The organism is Bacillus sp. FSL K6-0994 (assembly GCF_038630815.1).
GTDB classification, from domain to species: domain Bacteria; phylum Bacillota; class Bacilli; order Bacillales; family Bacillaceae; genus Bacillus; species Bacillus safensis.
The window spans coordinates 1,448,224-1,466,597 of sequence record NZ_CP152043.1 but is presented as its reverse complement, the minus strand read 5'-3'; the positions used below and the strand labels follow the sequence as shown (position 1 = coordinate 1,466,597).

The window sequence follows — 18,374 nt, the reverse complement described above, 5'->3', positions numbered from 1 at the left end:
CTTTATTCATCGTCAGGGTATTCGATTGTTTTAGAGCTTACGACCTTATCATCAACTGTCACTTGATAGTATCCTTTTTGACCTGGTTCAATCTTAAATTTAATGGTCCGTTCAGTTGGTGCAGTGATGTTAAAGGTTTCATATGAATCAGAAATGCTATGCTCAGCATCGTCAATGGAAATCTGAACGGTCATTTCTTGCCCTTCAGTTACTGGTTCATACGGGATGGCAATCTTCTCAGTCACCGTTTTAGCCGGTTTTTTCTTCGGTCCAAGTGAGAAGGTGATTTTAACCGTATCACCTGGTTTCACAGCAGTACCAGCTCCTGGTTCCTGCTTCATCACCTCACCTTTTGGCACATCATCAGAATACGCTTCTTTTTCATCAAGCTTTAATCCGTTATCCTCTAAATAATTCGATGCAGCCTGTTTACTATATGTCGTTAAATCCCGCAATGTAATATCGGCAGGACCTATGCTGACCGTCAACGTCACTTCTTCATCTGCTGCCACAAGCTCAGTACTCGCTGAAGGTTTCTGTTCCATGACAATCCCAGATTCGGTGTCATTATCATTTACTTCCTCCACAACAACTTGCTTAAACCCTTTTTTCTCTAATAATTCTTTTGCTTTATCAACCTTTTCACCTGTTACATCAGGTAATTCGGTCTTTTCTTTGCCAGTACTTTGGTAAAGCTGAATCTCGGTTCCTTCTTTTACCTTTGTGCCGATTTTCGGGTCTGTTTTGACGACAAGCCCTTTTTCAATTTTTTCATCAGCGATCTCAATTGGTTCAGAGGCGACGGTAAAGCCGGCTTTCTTCAAGGTGTCCTCTGCTTTTTCAATCGTCATGCCAGATACATCAGAGACCTCAACATCTTTTGGAAAGAGCAGTCCGGGAAACACAGTGATAGCTAAAATGGTCGCAGCAGTTAGAATAAACAGGATGGATGCCACAACCCAAGGCCATTTTTTTCGTTTCTTTTTCGGCTTTTGTTTCTCTTTTTTCTTCGGTTTTTGCACCGGATGGACAGCTGTTTTTTCATTGTCTTGATCGACTTGATGATCTTGAATGATTGGGATCGCTTTCGTTGCTTCATGATCCTCTTCAATGACAAAGCGTTTTTCTTTTAGTCTTGAAGGGTCGAAAGCAGTTTGCAGATCTTTTTGCATTTCAGATGCATCTTCATATCGATAAAATGGATCTTTGGCCATTGCCTTTAAAATGATGTTTTCCACGCTTTGTGGAACAGAAGGATTCCACCTTCTTACAGATGGCGGCTCTGATTGCAAATGCTTCAGCGCAACACTGACAGCTGATTCCCCTTCAAATGGCATGCGTCCAGAAATGAGTTCATAGAGCACAATTCCAAGTGAATAGATGTCTGACTTTTTCGTCGCAAGACCTCCGCGGGCTTGCTCTGGAGACAAATAGTGCACGGATCCTAGAACCGAATTTGTGTGGGTGATGGTCGCTGAGCTGAGTGCAATGGCAATCCCAAAATCAGTGACTTTAATATTCCCCATGTTGTCTATTAATATATTGTGAGGCTTAATGTCCCGGTGGACGAGCTGCTTTGCATGGGCTTCTTCCATTGCCGCAACGACTTGCTCCATAATGCGAACGGCTTCTTTCGGATGAAGCGGGCCATTGGCGTGTATGTATTCTTTCAGCGTCATCCCCTCGACATATTCCATGACAATATAATAAATGTCATCTTCTTCCCCTACATCGTAGATGCTGACAATATTTGAATGATCTAAGCTTGCGGCTGATTGCGCCTCGCGCCGGAAACGTCTAATAAAATCATCATCGCTTGCAAAGTCAAAGCGCAAAATTTTAATCGCAACTTCGCGATCTAAAATCATGTCCTCCGCCAAATAAACGTTTGCCATTCCGCCTCCGCCTATGACGCGAAGAATCTGATAACGGCCGCTGATCCGTTTTCCGATCAACACTTGCTGTCACCCTCCTCTGGCTGGGAGGAGATTTCTAACAATACTGCTGTAATGTTATCTTCACCGCCGTTGTCATTCGCTGTTTGGATTAATGCTGTTACTTTTTCATCTGGTGCGGTCGTTTGCGTTAAAATATGAATCAAATTCTCTTCTTCTACTTTATTGGATAAACCATCTGAGCAAAGCAGGATTTGATCTCCTGGGTCTACTTCAAAAGTATGTGCATCAATTTGAACGTGTTTATCTGTTCCTAAAGCTTTTGTGAGCACGTTTTTTCTTGGATGATATTCTGCATCCTCTTTAGAAATTTCACCTGTTTTCACAAGCTCATTTACAAGTGAATGGTCATCCGTTAGCTGGGTCAGTGCTCCTTCTCTCAGCAAGTAGCAGCGGCTGTCTCCAATATGGGCAATTGTGACCGTTTGCAAATGAACGAGCGCACAAACAATGGTCGTCCCCATTCCTTGGCACTCCTCATTGTTTTTCGCATGTTCATATACTTGATCATTAATGTCACTTATTTTTGAGATTAACCAGCTTTCTTGCTCTGCTGGTTTTGCTGGAATTGAAGATGTTTCTTCCCAGTATTCTTTTAAAGAAGAGACGGCCATCCTGCTGGCGACATCACCAGCAAGATGACCTCCCATTCCATCTGCTACAACAGCTAGAAGGGTGTCTTCTTTTGCTTCAAAAATACCTGCATCATCTTCATTATGCTGACGGACTTTTCCTGTATCGGTTTGAAAGGCTGCCCTTATCAACATTCGTCACCTCGTCTCTTCCTGACGCTCCTTCGCTCTTAGCTGACCGCAAGCAGCATCAATATCATGGCCTTGCTCTCGTCTAATTGTTACGTTTACGCCGCGTTCTTTCAACGTTTTTTCAAATAGGAAGATTTGTTCTCTCGGTGTTCTTACATAATCCCTTTCCGGTACATAGTTCACCGGAATGAGGTTCACGTGGCACTTGATTCCTTTTAATAAGTCTGCAAGCTCTTCTGCATGATGAACTTGATCATTTACTCCGCCAAACAGGCCGTATTCAAAGCTGACACGTCTACCCGTTTTTTGAATGTAGTATTCAATGGCTTCCATTAATTTCGGCAGCTTATATGCCTTATTGATTGGCATCAGACGGCTTCTGATCTCTGTGTTCGGTGCATGCAGAGAGACAGCAAAATTGATTTGCATTTGCTCATCAGCGAATTGATAGATCTTTGGAATGATTCCGCTTGTCGACACTGTAATATGACGCGCACCAATATTTAAGCCGTTGTCATGGTTGATGATTTTAAGGAAAGCAAGCATTTCGTCAAAGTTATCAAACGGTTCGCCAATTCCCATGATGACAACCGAGCTGACTCTCTCATCTGTTTCGTCAAGTGCCTGCTGCACTTTCAATACTTGAGCAACGATTTCTCCTGCTTCAAGATTTCGTTTTAACCCGCCAAGTGTAGATGCACAGAATGTACAGCCAATTCGGCAGCCAACCTGAGTTGTGACACAGACAGAGTTGCCGTATTCGTGGCGCATCAGCACTGTTTCAATCGTATAGCCATCATGTAATTCAAATAAAAACTTGATCGTTCCGTCTTGAGACGTTTGTTTGATCACGGTTTTTAATGTGGTGATCGCAAATTGATTTTTTAATTTTTCTCTTAAATCCTTTGAAAGGTTAGACATATCGTCAAAGGATGTCACACGTTTCTCATAAAGCCACTCGAAAATTTGGGCTGCGCGGAAAGGCTTTTCGCCTTGTTCTTTTAACCATTCTTTCATTTCGTGAAGCTCAAATGAGTAGATCGACGGCATTTCTGTCTTCAGTTCTTTTCTTACTTTTTGTTCTGTCATTTTTTATCCCTTCTTTCTCATGCTGCAAATAAAGAAACCATCTGTTCCGAAATAATGAGGAAGAATTTGTACACTTCCGTTTTGAACAAACGGAGCAACCTGCTCAGGCAGCCGTTCATTAAGAGATAGATCGGGTTCGAAGTCTTGGTGTTCTTGTAAAAACGCATGAATCACTTGTTGATTTTCTGTTGGGTCCATTGTACACGTACTGTATACAAGGGTTCCGCCCGGTTTTAAAAGCGGGGCCGTTTCCTTTAAAATGGCCTGCTGGATAGCTGCAAGCCTTGCTGAGTCTTCTTGTGACTTTGTATATTTCATATCTGGTTTTCGTCTAATGACGCCAAAACCGGAACACGGTGCATCAATGAGAATACGGTCAAACGAAGCTTCGCTGTAATAGTCTGCCGCTTTCCTTGCATCAAGTGCTTTTGCCTCAATGTGAGTAAGGTTCAGACGTTTTGCTGCTTGTTTGATGAGTTTCACTTTATGTTCATGTAAATCAAGAGAAACAATTTTGCCCTCATCGTTCATACGTTCTGCAATATGTGTTGATTTTCCGCCAGGAGCCGCACAGGCGTCAAGCACCGTTTCTCCTGGCTGAGGGTCGAGCGCTCTTGCGACAAGCATCGAGCTTTCATCTTGTATCGTCACATAGCCTTCTTGAAAAGAAGGGGTTGAGACGATGGACCCTTTCATGAGCTTAAGTGCATCTTCAGATAAGTCGCCAAGCTCCGTTTCAATACCTGCATCCATTAGTTTTTGCTGCAGTGCCGTGCGGTCAATTTTCATTCGATTGACACGAAGGGTTTGCTTTGGCGGGACTAAATGAATGCGGCACATGCTTTCTGCCGCTTCAAACCCGTACGCCTGAACCCACTCCTGCACAAGCCATAATGGGTGGCTTGTCTCAATGGACAGCCGCTTTACGGGATCTTTGATCGCATCAAATGACGGAACGCCTTCTCTTTGCACGGAACGAAGAACACCGTTCACAAGTGAAGAAATGCCTTTGTGTCCGCGCTTTTTCGTTAGCTCGACAGCTTCATGAACGGCTGCACGATCTGGTATTTTTTCAAGGTACACCATTTGATAAAGAGACATCCGCAAAAGCTGCATCACCCATGGAGCGACCTTTTGCGGTTTTTTCACAAAGGGCGTCAGCATATAATCTAATGCCAGCTTATTTTGCAGTGTACCATATACAAGCTCTGTTAACAGCGGTTTGTCCTGATCAGCTAAGTCTTTATCTTTCATGACTGACTGCAACAGCAAATTACTGTAAGCCTGGTTTTGTTCGAGTTTGATTAAAGCGTCCAGCGCTACTTCTCTCACATTACTTTTCTTCATTCATTAACCCTAATTTCTGTCCAATTTCGATATTTGCGCCTCTTAAGAAGTCTTCGCCGCTCATTTTTTTCTTACCAGCTGGCTGCACACCTGTTAATAAAAGGCCTTGCTCATTCCCAGTTCCAATGACCGGACCTTCTTTTTGAAGCTCAATCACTTTCCCGGGTTCTTCTTGCGCTTGAAGCGGAACCTTTTTCGCTTCCCATACTTTTAGATGAGCGCCGTTCCATTCAGTATAGGCAACTGGCCAAGGATTTAGCCCGCGAACTTGGTTGTAAAGCTCTTCGCCGGTTTTTGTCCAGTCTAATCTTTCTTGCTCCCGCTTAATATTTGGTGCATATGTGGCCGCTTCTTCATTTTGCGGAATCGGAGAAATAGACCCGCTCAGAACATTTGGCACCGTATCTTTTAGCAGCGCGGCACCTGCAACACTTAATTTGTCATGCAATGTTCCGACATTGTCTAATTCATCGATTTCTACTTCTACTTTACTGATCATGTCACCTGCATCAAGTCTTTCCACCATGTACATGATGGTAACGCCTGTTTTCTTTTTGCCTTGAAGGATCGCATAATGGATCGGCGCGCCGCCTCTTAGTTCTGGCAGCAGCGAGGCATGAACATTGATACAGCCAAACTTAGGTTCATCGAGTAATCGCTTTGGTAAAATTTGTCCAAATGCCGCTGTGACGATTAAATCCGGCTGTAAGGCAAGCACCTTATCAATTTCTTCATCAAGGCGCACCTTTTCAGGCTGCAACACAGGAATGCCGTGCTTTAAGGCTTCCACTTTTACAGGAGGCGGTGTGAGCACTCGTTTTCTTCCTTTTGGGCGGTCTGGCTGCGTGACAACCCCTACCACTTCGTATCCTTCTGTTATCAGTGTTTGCAGCACAGGTACTGAGAAATCAGGGGTTCCCATAAATACGATACGTGCCATTTTCTTCACCCTTCCATTTCCGCAAGTTCTTTTTCTGTATAAGTCTCAATGATTTTTGACGTAAATAAAATGCCGTCTAAATGATCAATTTCGTGCAATAAAGCTCTTGCTAAAAATCCGTCTGCTTCTATTGTAAATGGTTTGCCTTTCTTATCAAAGGCTTTTACCTTCACATAGTTCGGTCTCTCTACAGTGCCGTATAAAGATGGAAAGCTCAGGCAGCCTTCAATATCTGTCTGGCTTCCTTCTACTTCAAGCACCTCGGGGTTCACTAAGTCAATTCTGCCAGATTCTTCTCCGATATCTACAACAGCGATTCTTTTTGAAATACCGATTTGTGGTGCTGCTAGTCCAACTCCATCCAGCTCAAGCATTGTATCATACATATCATCCAGCAGTTTTTTAAGCTTTTTATCGAATGTACCGACGCGCTCTGTCTTTTGTTCAAGCACTTCTGCCGGATGTATGACTATTGGTTTTACTGCCACTTACAGCCCTCCGTTTTACATCATCATATATGGATTCATATCTATTGAAATCATCAATTGTTTTTGTTCCATTTCCTTTTGATAATGGTCTTGTATTTTCCGTAGTAAACTTGCCAGTTCATTTTCCCTTTTGTATTTTATCACGCATTGATACCGATATCTATCTTTGATCTTAGCGATTGGCGATGCGGCCGGACCAAGGATTCGAGTATTCGGTGCACAGTTCATTTTTAGGAACTGGACAATTTGATCAGTGACATGTGCTGCCTTCGTCACTTCTTCGTGTGACACTGTCACCATTGCCAAAAAGTAATAAGGCGGATAGGACTGGTGGCGTCGATGCAGCATCTCCTGTTCATAAAAGGCTTCGTAGTCATGCTGCTTCGTTAATTCAATACTATAGTGAGAAGGCGTATACGATTGAATAATGACCGAGCCCGCTTTTTCATGGCGCCCTGCTCTGCCGCTGACCTGTGTGAGAAGCTGAAATGTTTTTTCACTTGAACGAAAATCAGGGATGTGAAGGGATGTATCCGCACTGAGAACACCAACAAGTGTGACATCTGGGAAATCCAGCCCCTTTGCAATCATCTGCGTCCCGAGCAAAATGTCCGCTTCTTTATTGCCAAAAGACGTAAGAAGCTTTTCGTGAGCACCTTTACGTGACGTTGTATCCACATCCATTCGGATCACACGCGCCTCAGGCAATACCTTTGTCAGTTCTTCTTCTACTCGCTGCGTGCCAGTTCCAAAATAGCGAATATGCTCACTGTGGCATTCTGGACATTCAGAAGGTACTGGAGCTTCGTGACCACAATAATGGCACTTCAGCCGTTTTTGATAGCGGTGATAGGTGAGAGAAATTTCGCAATGAGGACATTGCTCCACATATCCGCAATCACGGCACATCACAAAGGATGAATAGCCTCTTTTGTTCAGAAATAAAACGGCTTGTTCTTTTCTTTCAAGCACTTCCTTTAACCTGATCATTAATTCTTCTGAGAACATGGAGCGGTTGCCATTTCTTAGTTCTTCTCTCATATCAATTAACGAAACGTGCGGCATCTGCTGCTGGTTGACGCGGTGCTTGAGCGGCAGCAATGTATAGACGCCTTTTTTTGCACGTGCATAGGTTTCAAGTGAAGGTGTTGCACTGCCTAATACGACTGGACATTGATGCCGCACTGCTCGTTCAATGGCGACATCCTTGGCATGATAACGAGGCATTTCTTCTTGTTTATAAGAGGATTCATGCTCTTCATCTATAATAATCATGCCTAAATTTTCAAATGGAGCGAAAACAGCAGATCTTGCGCCAACGACAAGCTTGACTTCCTTGCGATGAATTTTCCGCCATTCATCATATTTTTCTCCTGTCGATAAGCCGCTGTGAAGAACAGCCACATTTGAGCCAAATCGTTCTTTAAATCGCTGCACCATTTGAGGGGTTAACGAAATCTCAGGAACTAAAACGATCGCTTCTTTGCCTTTTTGAAGAACATGATCAATTGTCTGCAAGTAAATCTCCGTTTTGCCGCTTCCTGTCACTCCGTGCAGTAAAAAGGTTGCGTGCTGATCCTCACTGACTGCTTGATGAATATGTTTTGCCGCCTCTGTTTGCTCAGGCGTGAGATCAAGTGATGCAGATGGTGTAAACTCCCGGTCACGGTAAGGATCCCGGTAGACCTCTTCATAGCTTTCTGTTAACAGCCCTTCTTGAATAAAGGTTTTAAGCGTTTGAGAACTCGCGCCTGTTTGCTGCTGCAAGTCTTTCGCTAAAAAGGTTGCCTCTCCCGCTTGAAGCAAGTAGGAAATCAGTGCCTTTTGTTTTACCGCATTTTTCTTTAGCTGCTGCTGCTTTTCTTCAAGTTTTTCTTTCGATACAGCCAGCTGGAGCATGCGGACCTTTTTCTTTCCAGATTTTTGCGAGACATGGTATCTCACCTCTAGATGACCTTTTTGGACATGCTTTTGAATCTGTTTTAATTGTTCAGACGGGATGTCAGCATAAAGAATGCTCTCTCGCTGACCGAAAAGCTCTTTCAATGACTGCGGAAGTTCTTCCTCTGATAGCACCTGTATTTCTTTTTCATACTTTGCCTTCATGGCTGCGGGCAGCATCGATTGAAGTGCCGTAATATGATAGGACAATGTTTTTTCCGTCAGCCAGTGAGAAAGCTCCAGTAGCTCATCTGTCAGAACAGGTGATAAATCAAATAAATCGACTATCTCTTTAATGCTTCCTGTCTTGATGTCTGTTTCCTCTTTGACTTTTGTCACAAACCCTTGAATCTTCCGCGGGCCAAAGGGAACGACCACCCTCATTCCCGCTTTGACGAGATCTTTGAATCGATCTGGTACACGGTAATCAAATGGCCGGTCAATGGCTTTCGTTGTGACATCTACGATGACTTCAGCAATCATGCGCGATCACGCTCTTTTGGAAGCAGCATTATTGCCTCCTTTAAAATTTCAAAAGCGAGGTCTTTTTTGCTCATCATTGGCAGCTCTTTTTTCGTTCCATCTGCTTTGATGATTGCTGCCACATTGGTATCTGTGCCAAAGCCTGCACCTTCTTTAGTGACGTTATTGGCCACAATCATATCGAGATGCTTGGATTCAATTTTCTTTTTCGCATAATATTCTACATCCTGCGTTTCAGCTGCAAATCCGACCAGCACTTGATGCTCTTTTCTTTTCCCCAGTTCTTTTAAAATATCTTTTGTCCGGGTGAATTCAATGTCCAGAGCGCCGGCCTGTTTTTTCATTTTATGAGCATATGTCGTGACAGGGGTGTAATCGGCGACAGCTGCTGATTTAATGACAAGATCAGCTTCCCCGTATACATCTAGCGCAGCATGATACATCTCTTCAGCTGATTCAACGTGCACTACATGTACATGGTCAGGTTCAGTTAAAGAAACAGGTCCAGAAATCAGCGTAACATCTGCACCCATTTGCTGAGCAGCCTCTGCAATCGCATAGCCCATTTTTCCACTAGAACGGTTTGTAAAGAACCGGACAGGATCGATCACTTCACGTGTAGGACCTGCTGTCACCACAACTTTTTTACCTGAGAGCGGTAAGCTTTTTGGCTCTTCAAAAAAGGCCCGGATGTGTTCAACAATTTTTTCAGGCTCTTCTAATCGCCCTTTTCCAATGTACCCGCAGGCTAAATAACCTTCACTCGGCTCAATAAACCTGTAGCCGTCTTCATATAATGTGCGAATGTTCCGTTTCACAGCCGGGTGATCATACATATGCACATTCATCGCTGGTGCGACCCATACAGGCGCTGTAGAAGCAAGCAAAGTCGTTGTGAGCATATCATCTGCAAGTCCAGCGGCCATTTTACCAATCGTATGTGCTGTTGCAGGGGCAACAAGAATGAGATCGGCCCAGTCAGCTACGTCAATATGTGCAATGACTTTTGGATTGTTTTCTTTGAATGTATCTACATATACCTCATGCCGAGACAGTGCTTGGAAGGTAAGCGGAGACACAAACTCACGAGCAGATTCCGTCATAATCACTCTTACATTTGCGCCTGCTTGTACGAGTTTACTAGTAAGTGCTGCTGCTTTATATACGGCGATTCCTCCGCTGACACCAAGCAATATATTTTTTGACTGTAACATTTGTTTGTCCCCCTTAACGGCCTTTTTCACAAATTCGTCTACAATTCAAAAAAGTCAAAACCAATCATAGTTTTGACTTTTTTGAACGTATCGTATCTGCATTGCAGAAGCGATGTGTTATTCTTGATCCTCTTTTTCAAATGTCAAAAGACCAGCGTCAATTTCTTCTAGTGCTTTGCCTACGAATTTGTAAGACTTTGTGTTTTCAATCTGCTGATCTTGATGGATCTGCATTTCACGTGCACGGCGTGCCGACACTGTTACAAGTGTATATTTTGAATCAAGTTTGTTCATCAATGAGTCAATTGAAGGATCTAACATGGTTTATTCTACCCCCAGCATTTTTTTATATCTTGGTGCGACTCTGTCTCTGCGCAGGTGTTCTGCAAGGACGATCGCTTTGATTCTTTCACAAGCAAGCTCGACATCATCGTTTTCAACGACATAGTCGTAAGCATCCATCATTTCAATTTCTTCTTTCGCAGCAGCCATTCGGTTTCGAATGAGCTCCTCAGATTCTGTACCGCGAGTAATGATACGGTTTTGAAGTTCTGAAAGACTAGGCGGTGCAAGGAAAATAAAAAGACCTTCCGGGAATGCTTCTCTTACTTGAAGTGCACCTTGCACTTCAATTTCAAGGAAAACATCTTTTCCTTCGCTTAATGTCTGTTCTACATAGTCAACAGGCGTGCCGTAGTAATTCCCGACGTACTCTGCCCATTCTAACAGCTTTTTGTTTTCAATCATATGTTCAAATTCTTCCCTGGTTTTAAAGAAATAATCGACACCATTTCTTTCACCTTCACGCGGTTTGCGTGTCGTCACAGAAATAGAGTATTCAAATTTCGTATCTTCCTGGGAGAAAATGGCTTGTCTGACCGTTCCTTTTCCAACTCCCGAAGGTCCAGAGAGAACGATTAAAAGTCCTCTTTCTTTCATAATGGCGTATTACCCCTGCCCTTCATCTATGATTTCTTCTTTTACAGAAAGTCTTTGCGCGACAGTCTCAGGCTGAACGGCAGATAAGATGACATGGTCACTGTCCATAATGACAACAGCACGGGTTCTTCTTCCGTATGTAGCATCTATGAGCATGCCTCGATCTCTTGCGTCTTGTATCATTCGTTTAATCGGTGCTGATTCCGGACTGACGATCGAAATCATCCGATTCGCTGAAATGATGTTTCCAAATCCGATATTGATCAACTTTATGGTCATCTTCTTTCGTCCCCCTGTAATATAAACGTCTCTAGTCTCGCCGAAAGAGACGCACTGTAAACAGCATACACAATGACTATTCTATATTTTGCACTTGTTCTTTTATTTTTTCAATAGCACTTTTCATTTCAACCACCAGCTTTGTTAAATGGTGATGGTTCGCTTTTGATCCAATGGTGTTCACTTCACGGTTGAGCTCCTGTACAAGGAAGTCAAGTTTTCGGCCGGCAGCACCGCCTTGCAGCAAGATTTGCTGAAACTGCTGAAAATGACTTTTCAGTCTCGTAATCTCTTCTGTAATGTCACACCGGTCAGCAAAAATGGCAGCCTCTGTCGTTAGTCTGCTCTCGTCAAGCGCCTCTCCGATCCATTCTTGCAATCGCTGATTCAATCGTTCTTTGTACTGACTCACAACCTCTGGTGCAAAGACTTTGATTTCTTCTGTATAGGCCTCTAGTTCAGAAAGCCTCAGTTCACAGTCTTTTTGAAGTGATGCGCCCTCTTGCTCTCTCATGAAGCAAAGCTCCTTGACAGCAGCCTCGCAAGCTTCCATCAGCAGCTGCTCTAACTGTTCATTTCGGCTGGCTGACTCTTCCACTTGAACGGCAAGCTCCAGCCCCAATAAGTCATGTGCATGCTGAATGCCTGAAATGTGATAGCGTTCCTCGAGGTCTTTTGCGGCTTTCATGTATTCATCAAGCAGCGGCCAGTCGATCTGTAAGGACCGGCTTGCTAGTTTACCGCCTTCAATCGTGACAAACAGCTCAATTCTACCGCGCTGCACGTGACGAAGAATGATTTTTTTTAATGTATCTTCGAAATATAAAAGCGGCCTCGGCAAACGGGCATGAACCTCTTTAAAACGGTGATTGACCGATTTTAGCTCAACTGACACTGTCAGTTCTCCATCCGTTTTACTCGCTTGGCCGAATCCCGTCATACTGCGTATCATGTCAAAACACCCAATTCTTTCATATTAATAAAATGAAAAAGGTAATAGCAGACACTATTACCTCAAAATTATACCATAATCAATTATTTTTTTCTTGTCAAAAGTGATCCTGCCAGTAAAAAAGTTGGCAGTGCAGACATCCCAATGATCAGCAGCCAATCAATTGGTGCAACCGCCACCGTTTTGAAAATCGGCTGAAGCGGCGGGTAATAAATGACCACAAACATGAGTAAAAGTGATGACAAAACCGCACCGATCAAATAAAGGTTCCCAAATGGATTACGTTCAAAAATGGACCGTTCACTGCGGCAGTCAAATACATGAATGAGCTGCGCCAAAACAAGCGTACTAAATGCGACAGTCTGTGCATATTGCAGGTTGTTTGGATCGCGGTGATACACAAATATAAATGCCAAAAGGGTCGCAAGCCCGATGAGGAATCCTCTTGAGATGACCTTCCAGCCAAGCCCTCTAGCAAAAATGCCCTCTTTCACATTCCGCGGCTTTCTCTTCATGACATCGCCTTCTGGCTTATCCATGCCAAGTGCCATAGCCGGCAGACCATCTGTGACAAGGTTTACCCATAAGATTTGTATAGGAACGAGCGGAAGCGGAAGCGCGAGGAGCATCGCAAACAGCATGACCAAAATTTCTCCGACATTTGATGCCAGCAAATAACGGACAAACTTACGAATGTTTTCATAAATATTCCGGCCCTCTTTAATGGCGGATTTTATGGTCGCAAAGTTGTCGTCAAGTAAAATAAGAGAAGACGCTTCTTTGGCTACGTCTGTTCCAGTGATGCCCATGGAAATGCCAATATCTGCTTGTTTAATGGCAGGCGCATCATTGACCCCGTCACCTGTCATCGCCACAACATGACCATTTTTTTGATAGGCTTTGACAATTCTCAGTTTATGCTCAGGGGAAACCCGGGCAAAGACGTATACATTTTCAGCCGTTTGCTCAAGCTCTTTGTCGCTCATCTGATCAAGCGCTTTTCCGTCGAGCACCTGTCCTTGCTTCGGTAAAAGGCTTAAGTCTTTGGCAATCGCTTTGGCCGTTTCTACGTGGTCGCCTGTAATCATGACCGTTTTAATCCCGGCATCCCGGCACTCTTTAATCGCTCGTCTGACTTCAGGGCGCGGTGGATCGATCATGCCCTCTAACCCGATCAATGTTAAATCGGTTTCAGCCTGCTTTACAGAGGTGATTTTTTCCGTCAGACCGACTTTTTTATACGCGATGGCAATGGTTCTAAGCGCCTGTCTTGCTAACCCTTGAATCGCAGCTTCTGTTTCTTGCCTGTGAGTGGCTGAAAAAGAAGCTGTGCGCCCGCCGTGCATGATATGACTGGAACGGTTCATTAGTACATCCGGCGCACCTTTTGCAATGACATACCGCTCTTTTTGATTCGTTTCAACGACGACTGACATCATCTTTCTTTCTGAATCAAAAGGAAACTCCTCAATGACATGAAATCCAGCTTCGATGAATTGCTCTGTAAAACCCGCTTTACGTGCTGCGGTGAGAAGCGCCCCCTCTGTCGGATCTCCATCAAGCCTCATCTCCCCGTCTTTTTCAACGATGGTCGATGTATTACAAAGCGCCCCGTATAATAACACCTTTTGCAGGCTTGGGTGCTTGTCAGCATGGACGATTTCTCCGTTCAAGGTAAAGTCACCGGATGGCTCGTAGCCTGTGCCAGAAATATTCCACGTTTTCCCCTCTGCCCATACATGGGTCACGGTCATTTTATTTTGCGTCATCGTTCCTGTTTTATCTGAGCAAATGATTGACGCGCAGCCGAGTGTTTCCACCGCGGGGAGCTTTCTGACAATCGATTTTTGTTTGATCATCCGCTGCACCCCTAGGGAAAGTGCAACAGTGACGATCGCCGGCAGGCCTTCTGGAATCGCCGCAACAGCAAGAGATACTCCCGCTAGGAACATATGATACAATTCATGTCCTTGCACAACCCCGAGAACAACAACGAGCACCGTTAAAAATAAAGCAGCCACAATCAGAATTTTCCCAAGCTGCTCGAGACGTCTTTGCAGCGGCGTTTCCATATTACCTGCTGCATCCAGCATGCCGGCAATTTGTCCCATCGCCGTATTCATTCCTGTACCAATGACAACCCCTACGCCGCTGCCTCTAGTGACAAGCGTCCCCATAAAGGCCATGTTCGTCAAATCTCCGAGAGAGACATGGCCGCTTGAAAGCGGACTTGCGTGTTTGACCGCTGGGATGGACTCACCAGTGAGAGCGGACTCCTCAATTTCTAAGCTCTTTGTTTCTAGTAATCTAATATCTGCCCCAATCCGATCTCCGCTTGAAAATTTCACAATATCCCCTGGCACGAGATGTTTAGACGGGATCTTGACCCATTCATTATTTCTCCTTGCATACACGTGCGGAGTTGATAATTCTTTTAACGCTTGAAGGGATTTCTCCGCCCGGCGTTCTTGATAAAAACCGAGTACACCATTAATCAAAACAATGGCTACAATCGCAACAGCATCAATGTATTCTCCTAAAAAGGCAGAAATGATTGTTGCTGCAAGCAAGATTAACACCATGAAATCTTTAAACTGTGCTAAAAAAATGATCAGAGCCGACGCCTTTTTTCCTTCCTGCAATTCATTTGGCCCATGTTTTTCAAGCCGCTTTTGTACATCTTTTTCTGACAGTCCGTCACCTATCGATGTATTCATTGTTTTTAATAAATCGGTTTGGTTCAGTTCATGCCAATTCATTTGACCTCGTCCACTCCTCTTTTGTTCTCTCTCATATGCAGTGTTCTATAAGCCAGTTTATTCAGACTCGTCCTAAATCATGCTATAATAATAAGACTGCCTAAAGAACGAGAAAACGGAAGGTTCTTTCAGTAGATTTGTGTGAAAGAAGAGGGTGTATCCAACATGTCATTTGACGGCATTTTTACATATGGTATGACAAATGAATTGCAAGAGACATTAACTGGCGGGAGGATTTCAAAAATCCATCAGCCATATAAACACGAGCTGATTTTTCATATTCGGGCAAACGGGAAAAATCATAAGCTGCTTTTATCGGCTCATCCGAGCTATGCGAGAGTGCAGCTCACAGAGCATCAATACGACAATCCAAGCGAGCCGCCGATGTTTTGTATGCTGCTCAGAAAGCATCTTGAGGGCGGCTTTATTGAACGTTTTGAACAGATTGGGTTTGACCGGGTGATCGTGCTTCATGTGAGAAGCCGAAATGAAATCGGTGATGAACAGACGCGTAAGCTTTACATTGAAATCATGGGACGTCATAGTAATTTGATTCTTGTAGAGGATGGAACGCAGCAGATCATTGATGGTTTAAAACACCTTTCTCCATCTGTGAACAGCTATCGAACGGTGCTTCCTGGTCATGAATACCTTCTGCCGCCTGCGCAGCAAAAATTGAATCCTTTTGACGTGACAAAGGATGATATTATGAAGCATTTACGCTTTCAAGAAGGAAAGATCGCGAATCAAATTGTCGATACCTTCTCTGGGGTTTCCCCGCTGTTTGCAAAGGAAGCAGTACACCGGGCCGGCCTTGCCAATCAAGAAACAATTCCAAATACACTGCTCGACATGTTCCAGCTCATTCGCATGCATTCTTTTACGCCGCAGCTCACAAGAAAAGATGGGAAAGAGTATTTTTATTTATTAGAGCTTCAGCATGTCCATGGCGAGATGAAGACATTCGACTCACTCAGCCAGCTGCTTGACCGCTTTTATTTCGGAAAAGCTGAGAGAGACAGAGTCAAACAGCAGGCGGCAGACCTTGAACGATTTGTCGTCAATGAAAAAAAGAAAAATGAAAACAAGCTGAAAAAGCTAAAAAGAACACTTGAAGAATCCCAAGATGCACACAAATATCAGCTCTATGGTGAGCTGTTAACAGCCAATTTATATGCGATTAAAAAAGGGGATAAAGAAGCGACTGTCATCAATTATTACGATGAAGACGGCGGAGAAATCACGATCCCGCTCAAAACAAATAAAACCCCTTCTGAAAATGCACAGGCATATTTCACAAAATATCAAAAGGCAAAAAATGCTGTAGAAGCTGTAAATGAACAAATTAAGCGGACACATGAAGAAATTGCTTATTTTGAAGAGCTGATTCAGCAGCTGTCCTCTGCTTCACCGAAGGATTTAGAGGAAATGAGAGAAGAGCTTGTTGAAGGAAAATATTTGCGCGCCAAACAAAAGCGCCACGCCAAAAAGAAAAAACCGGCGGCCATTCAGCTCGAAACGTATGAATCGTCCCAAGGCATACCAATTTTAGTCGGAAAAAACAACAAACAAAACGAGTATTTGACTACAAAGGCAGCTGCTCGTGATGATATTTGGCTGCATACAAAGGATATTCCTGGATCACATGTCGTCATCCGCCACCAAGCACCTGATGAACAAACGCTGCTTGAAGCGGCTCAAATTGCCGCCTACTTCTCGAAGGCAAAAGAGTCCGGCTCCGTTCCTGTCGATTATACGAAAATCCGGCATGTGAAAAAACCAAACGGAGCAAAGCCTGGCTTTGTTACGTATGATCAGCAGCAAACATTATTTGTCACGCCTGACGAAGATCTTGTGCTCAAGCTGAGAAAATAAATAAAAAAGCCGATAAAATCGGGGACTGACCCTCGATTTTATCGGCTTTTTCTTTGTCGTTTTTTTCTTTCGATGTAAAGGGCATCAAGTGCGTCAATATCCTCTTCTTCAAGCAAGGATTCAATTGCCGCAGCCAATTGTTTTGTCCGGGCGGGGCTTGCACCGCTTGTAGAAACTGAAATCGTCACTTTTCCTGCTTTGACAACCTTCGGCACCATCACATTGCCGAGCTCAGATTGGCTCACACAATTCACGAGCTGGTGAGGCTGTGCTGTTTGTGCAATCCATTCATTTACCGAAGGGTCGTTTGTAGCAGCAACAATGAAAAACGCATCCTTTAAATCTTCATCGTCTACTTTCTTTTCCTTCCAATTGAGCGCATATGTATCAATGAGGCGTTCCATCTCTTCAGAAATATTAGGACTCACAACGGTTATCTGGCAAGACTCCGTACACAATGCCTTTGCTCTTCTTAACGCGACAGATCCGCCGCCGGCGATGACCACTTGTTTATCGGTTAAATCAAGATGGACTGGAAGCATGGATTTCTCCTCGGAAACGAAACGCATCGTCTTTGTTTAAAATGGTTTCTTGCACGCGTTCAATATAAGCCGATTTGACATGCGGATGAAAGCCAATATACCGGCATACCCGGACATCTTTCAGCCGCTTTCTCGCCTGAGCGGCTTCATTTTCAATTTCTTTCATTAAAATCCCCGTAAACAGCAAGTAAGGAACGAGATAGACAGGCCCATCGTCATCTGCTGATAACTGCGCGAGAACATCTCGATAATTTGGCTCACATGCTGTAATAAAACACGGAAGAACCTCTGCATGCTGAAGCAGATTTCGGACATCGTCTGCAATGCCAAACACATCTCGCTTCACATCCGGATCAGAGCTCCCGCGGCCAATTAAAAGAATCCGCGCGTGCTCGCCTTGATATCCTGCTTCTTCAATTCTTGCGGCAACCGCTTTTGTTACTTCTTGATTCACGCCGATTGGCTTTCCATATGTGACCTTCACTTGCGGGAAACGCGCATGCACTTTCTCAATTTCGACCGGGATATCCGATTTGGCATGCATGGCAGTTAAAAGGAGGAGCGGGACGATTGCAATGTGTGTCGCTCCTTTTTTCACACAGGCCTCAAATCCTTCTTCTATAGAAGGGTCCGTCAGCTCTAAAAAACAAATTTCTTGTATATCTGCTTTCACTAACGGCATACAGCTTTTCATAAAAGAAATGGCCTTATCTTGTGCTTCTTTTACCCTGCTTCCATGCCCAACATAAAGGACAGCTTGTTTCATGCGGCTCCTCCCTCTCACTTGTTTTCATCAGACGAAAAGAC

Annotated in this window: 16 protein-coding genes; 1 reads left to right on the top strand and 15 read right to left on the bottom strand. The window is 44.0% G+C overall.

The features are described 5' to 3' along the window. Positions 1 to 2: 2 nt before the first annotated feature. The 13 genes from pknB to MHB69_RS07430 all read right to left on the bottom strand — a co-directional run bounded on the left by pknB (position 3) and on the right by MHB69_RS07430 (position 15,150). A complete protein-coding gene (gene pknB, locus MHB69_RS07490) occupies positions 3 to 1,958 on the bottom strand; it encodes a Stk1 family PASTA domain-containing Ser/Thr kinase (RefSeq protein ID WP_024426959.1) in 1,956 nt (651 codons plus the stop codon). After that, the gene (locus tag MHB69_RS07485) at positions 1,952 to 2,722 is read right to left on the bottom strand and encodes a Stp1/IreP family PP2C-type Ser/Thr phosphatase (protein WP_034281746.1); all 771 of its coding nucleotides are present in this window, start codon (positions 2,720 to 2,722) and stop codon (positions 1,952 to 1,954) included. The genes pknB and MHB69_RS07485 overlap by 7 nt, the downstream gene beginning before the upstream one ends. A 3-nt stretch (positions 2,723 to 2,725) precedes the next feature. Beyond that, positions 2,726 to 3,808 (bottom strand): 23S rRNA (adenine(2503)-C(2))-methyltransferase RlmN, encoded by a 1,083-nt coding sequence (gene rlmN, locus MHB69_RS07480; protein ID WP_024424208.1) that lies wholly within the window; start codon positions 3,806 to 3,808, stop codon positions 2,726 to 2,728. A gap of 3 nt (positions 3,809 to 3,811) precedes the next feature. Beyond that, on the bottom strand, positions 3,812 to 5,155 hold the full coding sequence (gene rsmB / locus MHB69_RS07475; protein WP_342496123.1) for a 16S rRNA (cytosine(967)-C(5))-methyltransferase RsmB: 1,344 nt from the start codon (positions 5,153 to 5,155) through the stop codon (positions 3,812 to 3,814). Then, a complete protein-coding gene (gene fmt / locus MHB69_RS07470) occupies positions 5,142 to 6,095 on the bottom strand; it encodes a methionyl-tRNA formyltransferase (RefSeq protein ID WP_034281743.1) in 954 nt (317 codons plus the stop codon). The genes rsmB and fmt overlap by 14 nt, the downstream gene beginning before the upstream one ends. Positions 6,096 to 6,100: 5 nt before the next feature. Next, a complete protein-coding gene (def, locus tag MHB69_RS07465) occupies positions 6,101 to 6,583 on the bottom strand; it encodes a peptide deformylase (RefSeq protein WP_034281741.1) in 483 nt (160 codons plus the stop codon). 15 nt (positions 6,584 to 6,598) lie between these two features. Then, the gene (priA, locus tag MHB69_RS07460; protein ID WP_111927351.1) at positions 6,599 to 9,007 is read right to left on the bottom strand and encodes a primosomal protein N'; all 2,409 of its coding nucleotides are present in this window, start codon (positions 9,005 to 9,007) and stop codon (positions 6,599 to 6,601) included. After that, positions 9,004 to 10,221 carry a bifunctional phosphopantothenoylcysteine decarboxylase/phosphopantothenate--cysteine ligase CoaBC gene (coaBC, locus tag MHB69_RS07455; RefSeq protein WP_034281738.1) on the bottom strand — a complete coding sequence of 406 codons (1,218 nt, stop codon included), beginning with the start codon at positions 10,219 to 10,221 and terminating at the stop codon, positions 9,004 to 9,006. The genes priA and coaBC overlap by 4 nt, the downstream gene beginning before the upstream one ends. A gap of 117 nt (positions 10,222 to 10,338) precedes the next feature. Continuing rightward, positions 10,339 to 10,542: a DNA-directed RNA polymerase subunit omega gene (gene rpoZ / locus MHB69_RS07450; protein ID WP_003211647.1), complete on the bottom strand. Its 204-nt coding sequence runs from the start codon at positions 10,540 to 10,542 to the stop codon at positions 10,339 to 10,341. A gap of 3 nt (positions 10,543 to 10,545) precedes the next feature. Further along, the gene (gene gmk / locus MHB69_RS07445; protein ID WP_024424214.1) at positions 10,546 to 11,160 is read right to left on the bottom strand and encodes a guanylate kinase; all 615 of its coding nucleotides are present in this window, start codon (positions 11,158 to 11,160) and stop codon (positions 10,546 to 10,548) included. A gap of 9 nt (positions 11,161 to 11,169) precedes the next feature. Continuing rightward, positions 11,170 to 11,439, bottom strand: coding sequence for an extracellular matrix/biofilm regulator RemA (remA, locus tag MHB69_RS07440; protein ID WP_008344898.1), 270 nt, complete (start codon positions 11,437 to 11,439; stop codon positions 11,170 to 11,172). A 76-nt stretch (positions 11,440 to 11,515) separates the two neighbouring features. Beyond that, entirely contained in the window at positions 11,516 to 12,391 is an 876-nt protein-coding gene (locus MHB69_RS07435; protein WP_034281735.1) for a YicC/YloC family endoribonuclease, read from the bottom strand. Positions 12,392 to 12,474: 83 nt separating this feature from the next. Further along, positions 12,475 to 15,150: a calcium-translocating P-type ATPase, SERCA-type gene (locus MHB69_RS07430; protein WP_101677214.1), complete on the bottom strand. Its 2,676-nt coding sequence runs from the start codon at positions 15,148 to 15,150 to the stop codon at positions 12,475 to 12,477. A 165-nt stretch (positions 15,151 to 15,315) separates the two neighbouring features. Between MHB69_RS07430 and MHB69_RS07425 the strand changes: the two genes are divergently transcribed. Next, positions 15,316 to 17,025 (top strand): NFACT RNA binding domain-containing protein, encoded by a 1,710-nt coding sequence (locus MHB69_RS07425; RefSeq protein ID WP_065214339.1) that lies wholly within the window; start codon positions 15,316 to 15,318, stop codon positions 17,023 to 17,025. Positions 17,026 to 17,063: 38 nt separating this feature from the next. Here MHB69_RS07425 and MHB69_RS07420 read toward each other — a convergent pair whose 3' ends face one another. Beyond that, the gene (locus tag MHB69_RS07420) at positions 17,064 to 17,567 is read right to left on the bottom strand and encodes a bifunctional precorrin-2 dehydrogenase/sirohydrochlorin ferrochelatase (protein ID WP_081124362.1); all 504 of its coding nucleotides are present in this window, start codon (positions 17,565 to 17,567) and stop codon (positions 17,064 to 17,066) included. Then, entirely contained in the window at positions 17,548 to 18,333 is a 786-nt protein-coding gene (locus MHB69_RS07415) for a sirohydrochlorin chelatase (protein ID WP_342496122.1), read from the bottom strand. The genes MHB69_RS07420 and MHB69_RS07415 overlap by 20 nt, the downstream gene beginning before the upstream one ends. Positions 18,334 to 18,374 lie beyond the last annotated feature (41 nt).

Bases quoted from the DNA above. Each gene is read 5' to 3' on its own strand.
- MHB69_RS07485 (WP_034281746.1), bottom strand. From the start codon at position 2,722: ATGTTGATAAGGGCAGCCTTTCAAACCGATACAGGAAAAGTCCGTCAG.
- rlmN (WP_024424208.1), bottom strand. From the start codon at position 3,808: ATGACAGAACAAAAAGTAAGAAAAGAACTGAAGACAGAAATGCCGTCG.
- rsmB (WP_342496123.1), bottom strand. From the start codon at position 5,155: ATGAAGAAAAGTAATGTGAGAGAAGTAGCGCTGGACGCTTTAATCAAA.
- fmt (WP_034281743.1), bottom strand. From the start codon at position 6,095: ATGGCACGTATCGTATTTATGGGAACCCCTGATTTCTCAGTACCTGTG.
- priA (WP_111927351.1), bottom strand. From the start codon at position 9,007: ATGATTGCTGAAGTCATCGTAGATGTCACAACGAAAGCCATTGACCGG.
- coaBC (WP_034281738.1), bottom strand. From the start codon at position 10,221: ATGTTACAGTCAAAAAATATATTGCTTGGTGTCAGCGGAGGAATCGCC.
- rpoZ (WP_003211647.1), bottom strand. From the start codon at position 10,542: ATGTTAGATCCTTCAATTGACTCATTGATGAACAAACTTGATTCAAAA.
- gmk (WP_024424214.1), bottom strand. From the start codon at position 11,160: ATGAAAGAAAGAGGACTTTTAATCGTTCTCTCTGGACCTTCGGGAGTT.
- remA (WP_008344898.1), bottom strand. From the start codon at position 11,439: ATGACCATAAAGTTGATCAATATCGGATTTGGAAACATCATTTCAGCG.
- MHB69_RS07435 (WP_034281735.1), bottom strand. From the start codon at position 12,391: ATGATACGCAGTATGACGGGATTCGGCCAAGCGAGTAAAACGGATGGA.
- MHB69_RS07430 (WP_101677214.1), bottom strand. From the start codon at position 15,150: ATGAATTGGCATGAACTGAACCAAACCGATTTATTAAAAACAATGAAT.
- MHB69_RS07425 (WP_065214339.1), top strand. From the start codon at position 15,316: ATGTCATTTGACGGCATTTTTACATATGGTATGACAAATGAATTGCAA.
- MHB69_RS07420 (WP_081124362.1), bottom strand. From the start codon at position 17,567: ATGCTTCCAGTCCATCTTGATTTAACCGATAAACAAGTGGTCATCGCC.
- MHB69_RS07415 (WP_342496122.1), bottom strand. From the start codon at position 18,333: ATGAAACAAGCTGTCCTTTATGTTGGGCATGGAAGCAGGGTAAAAGAA.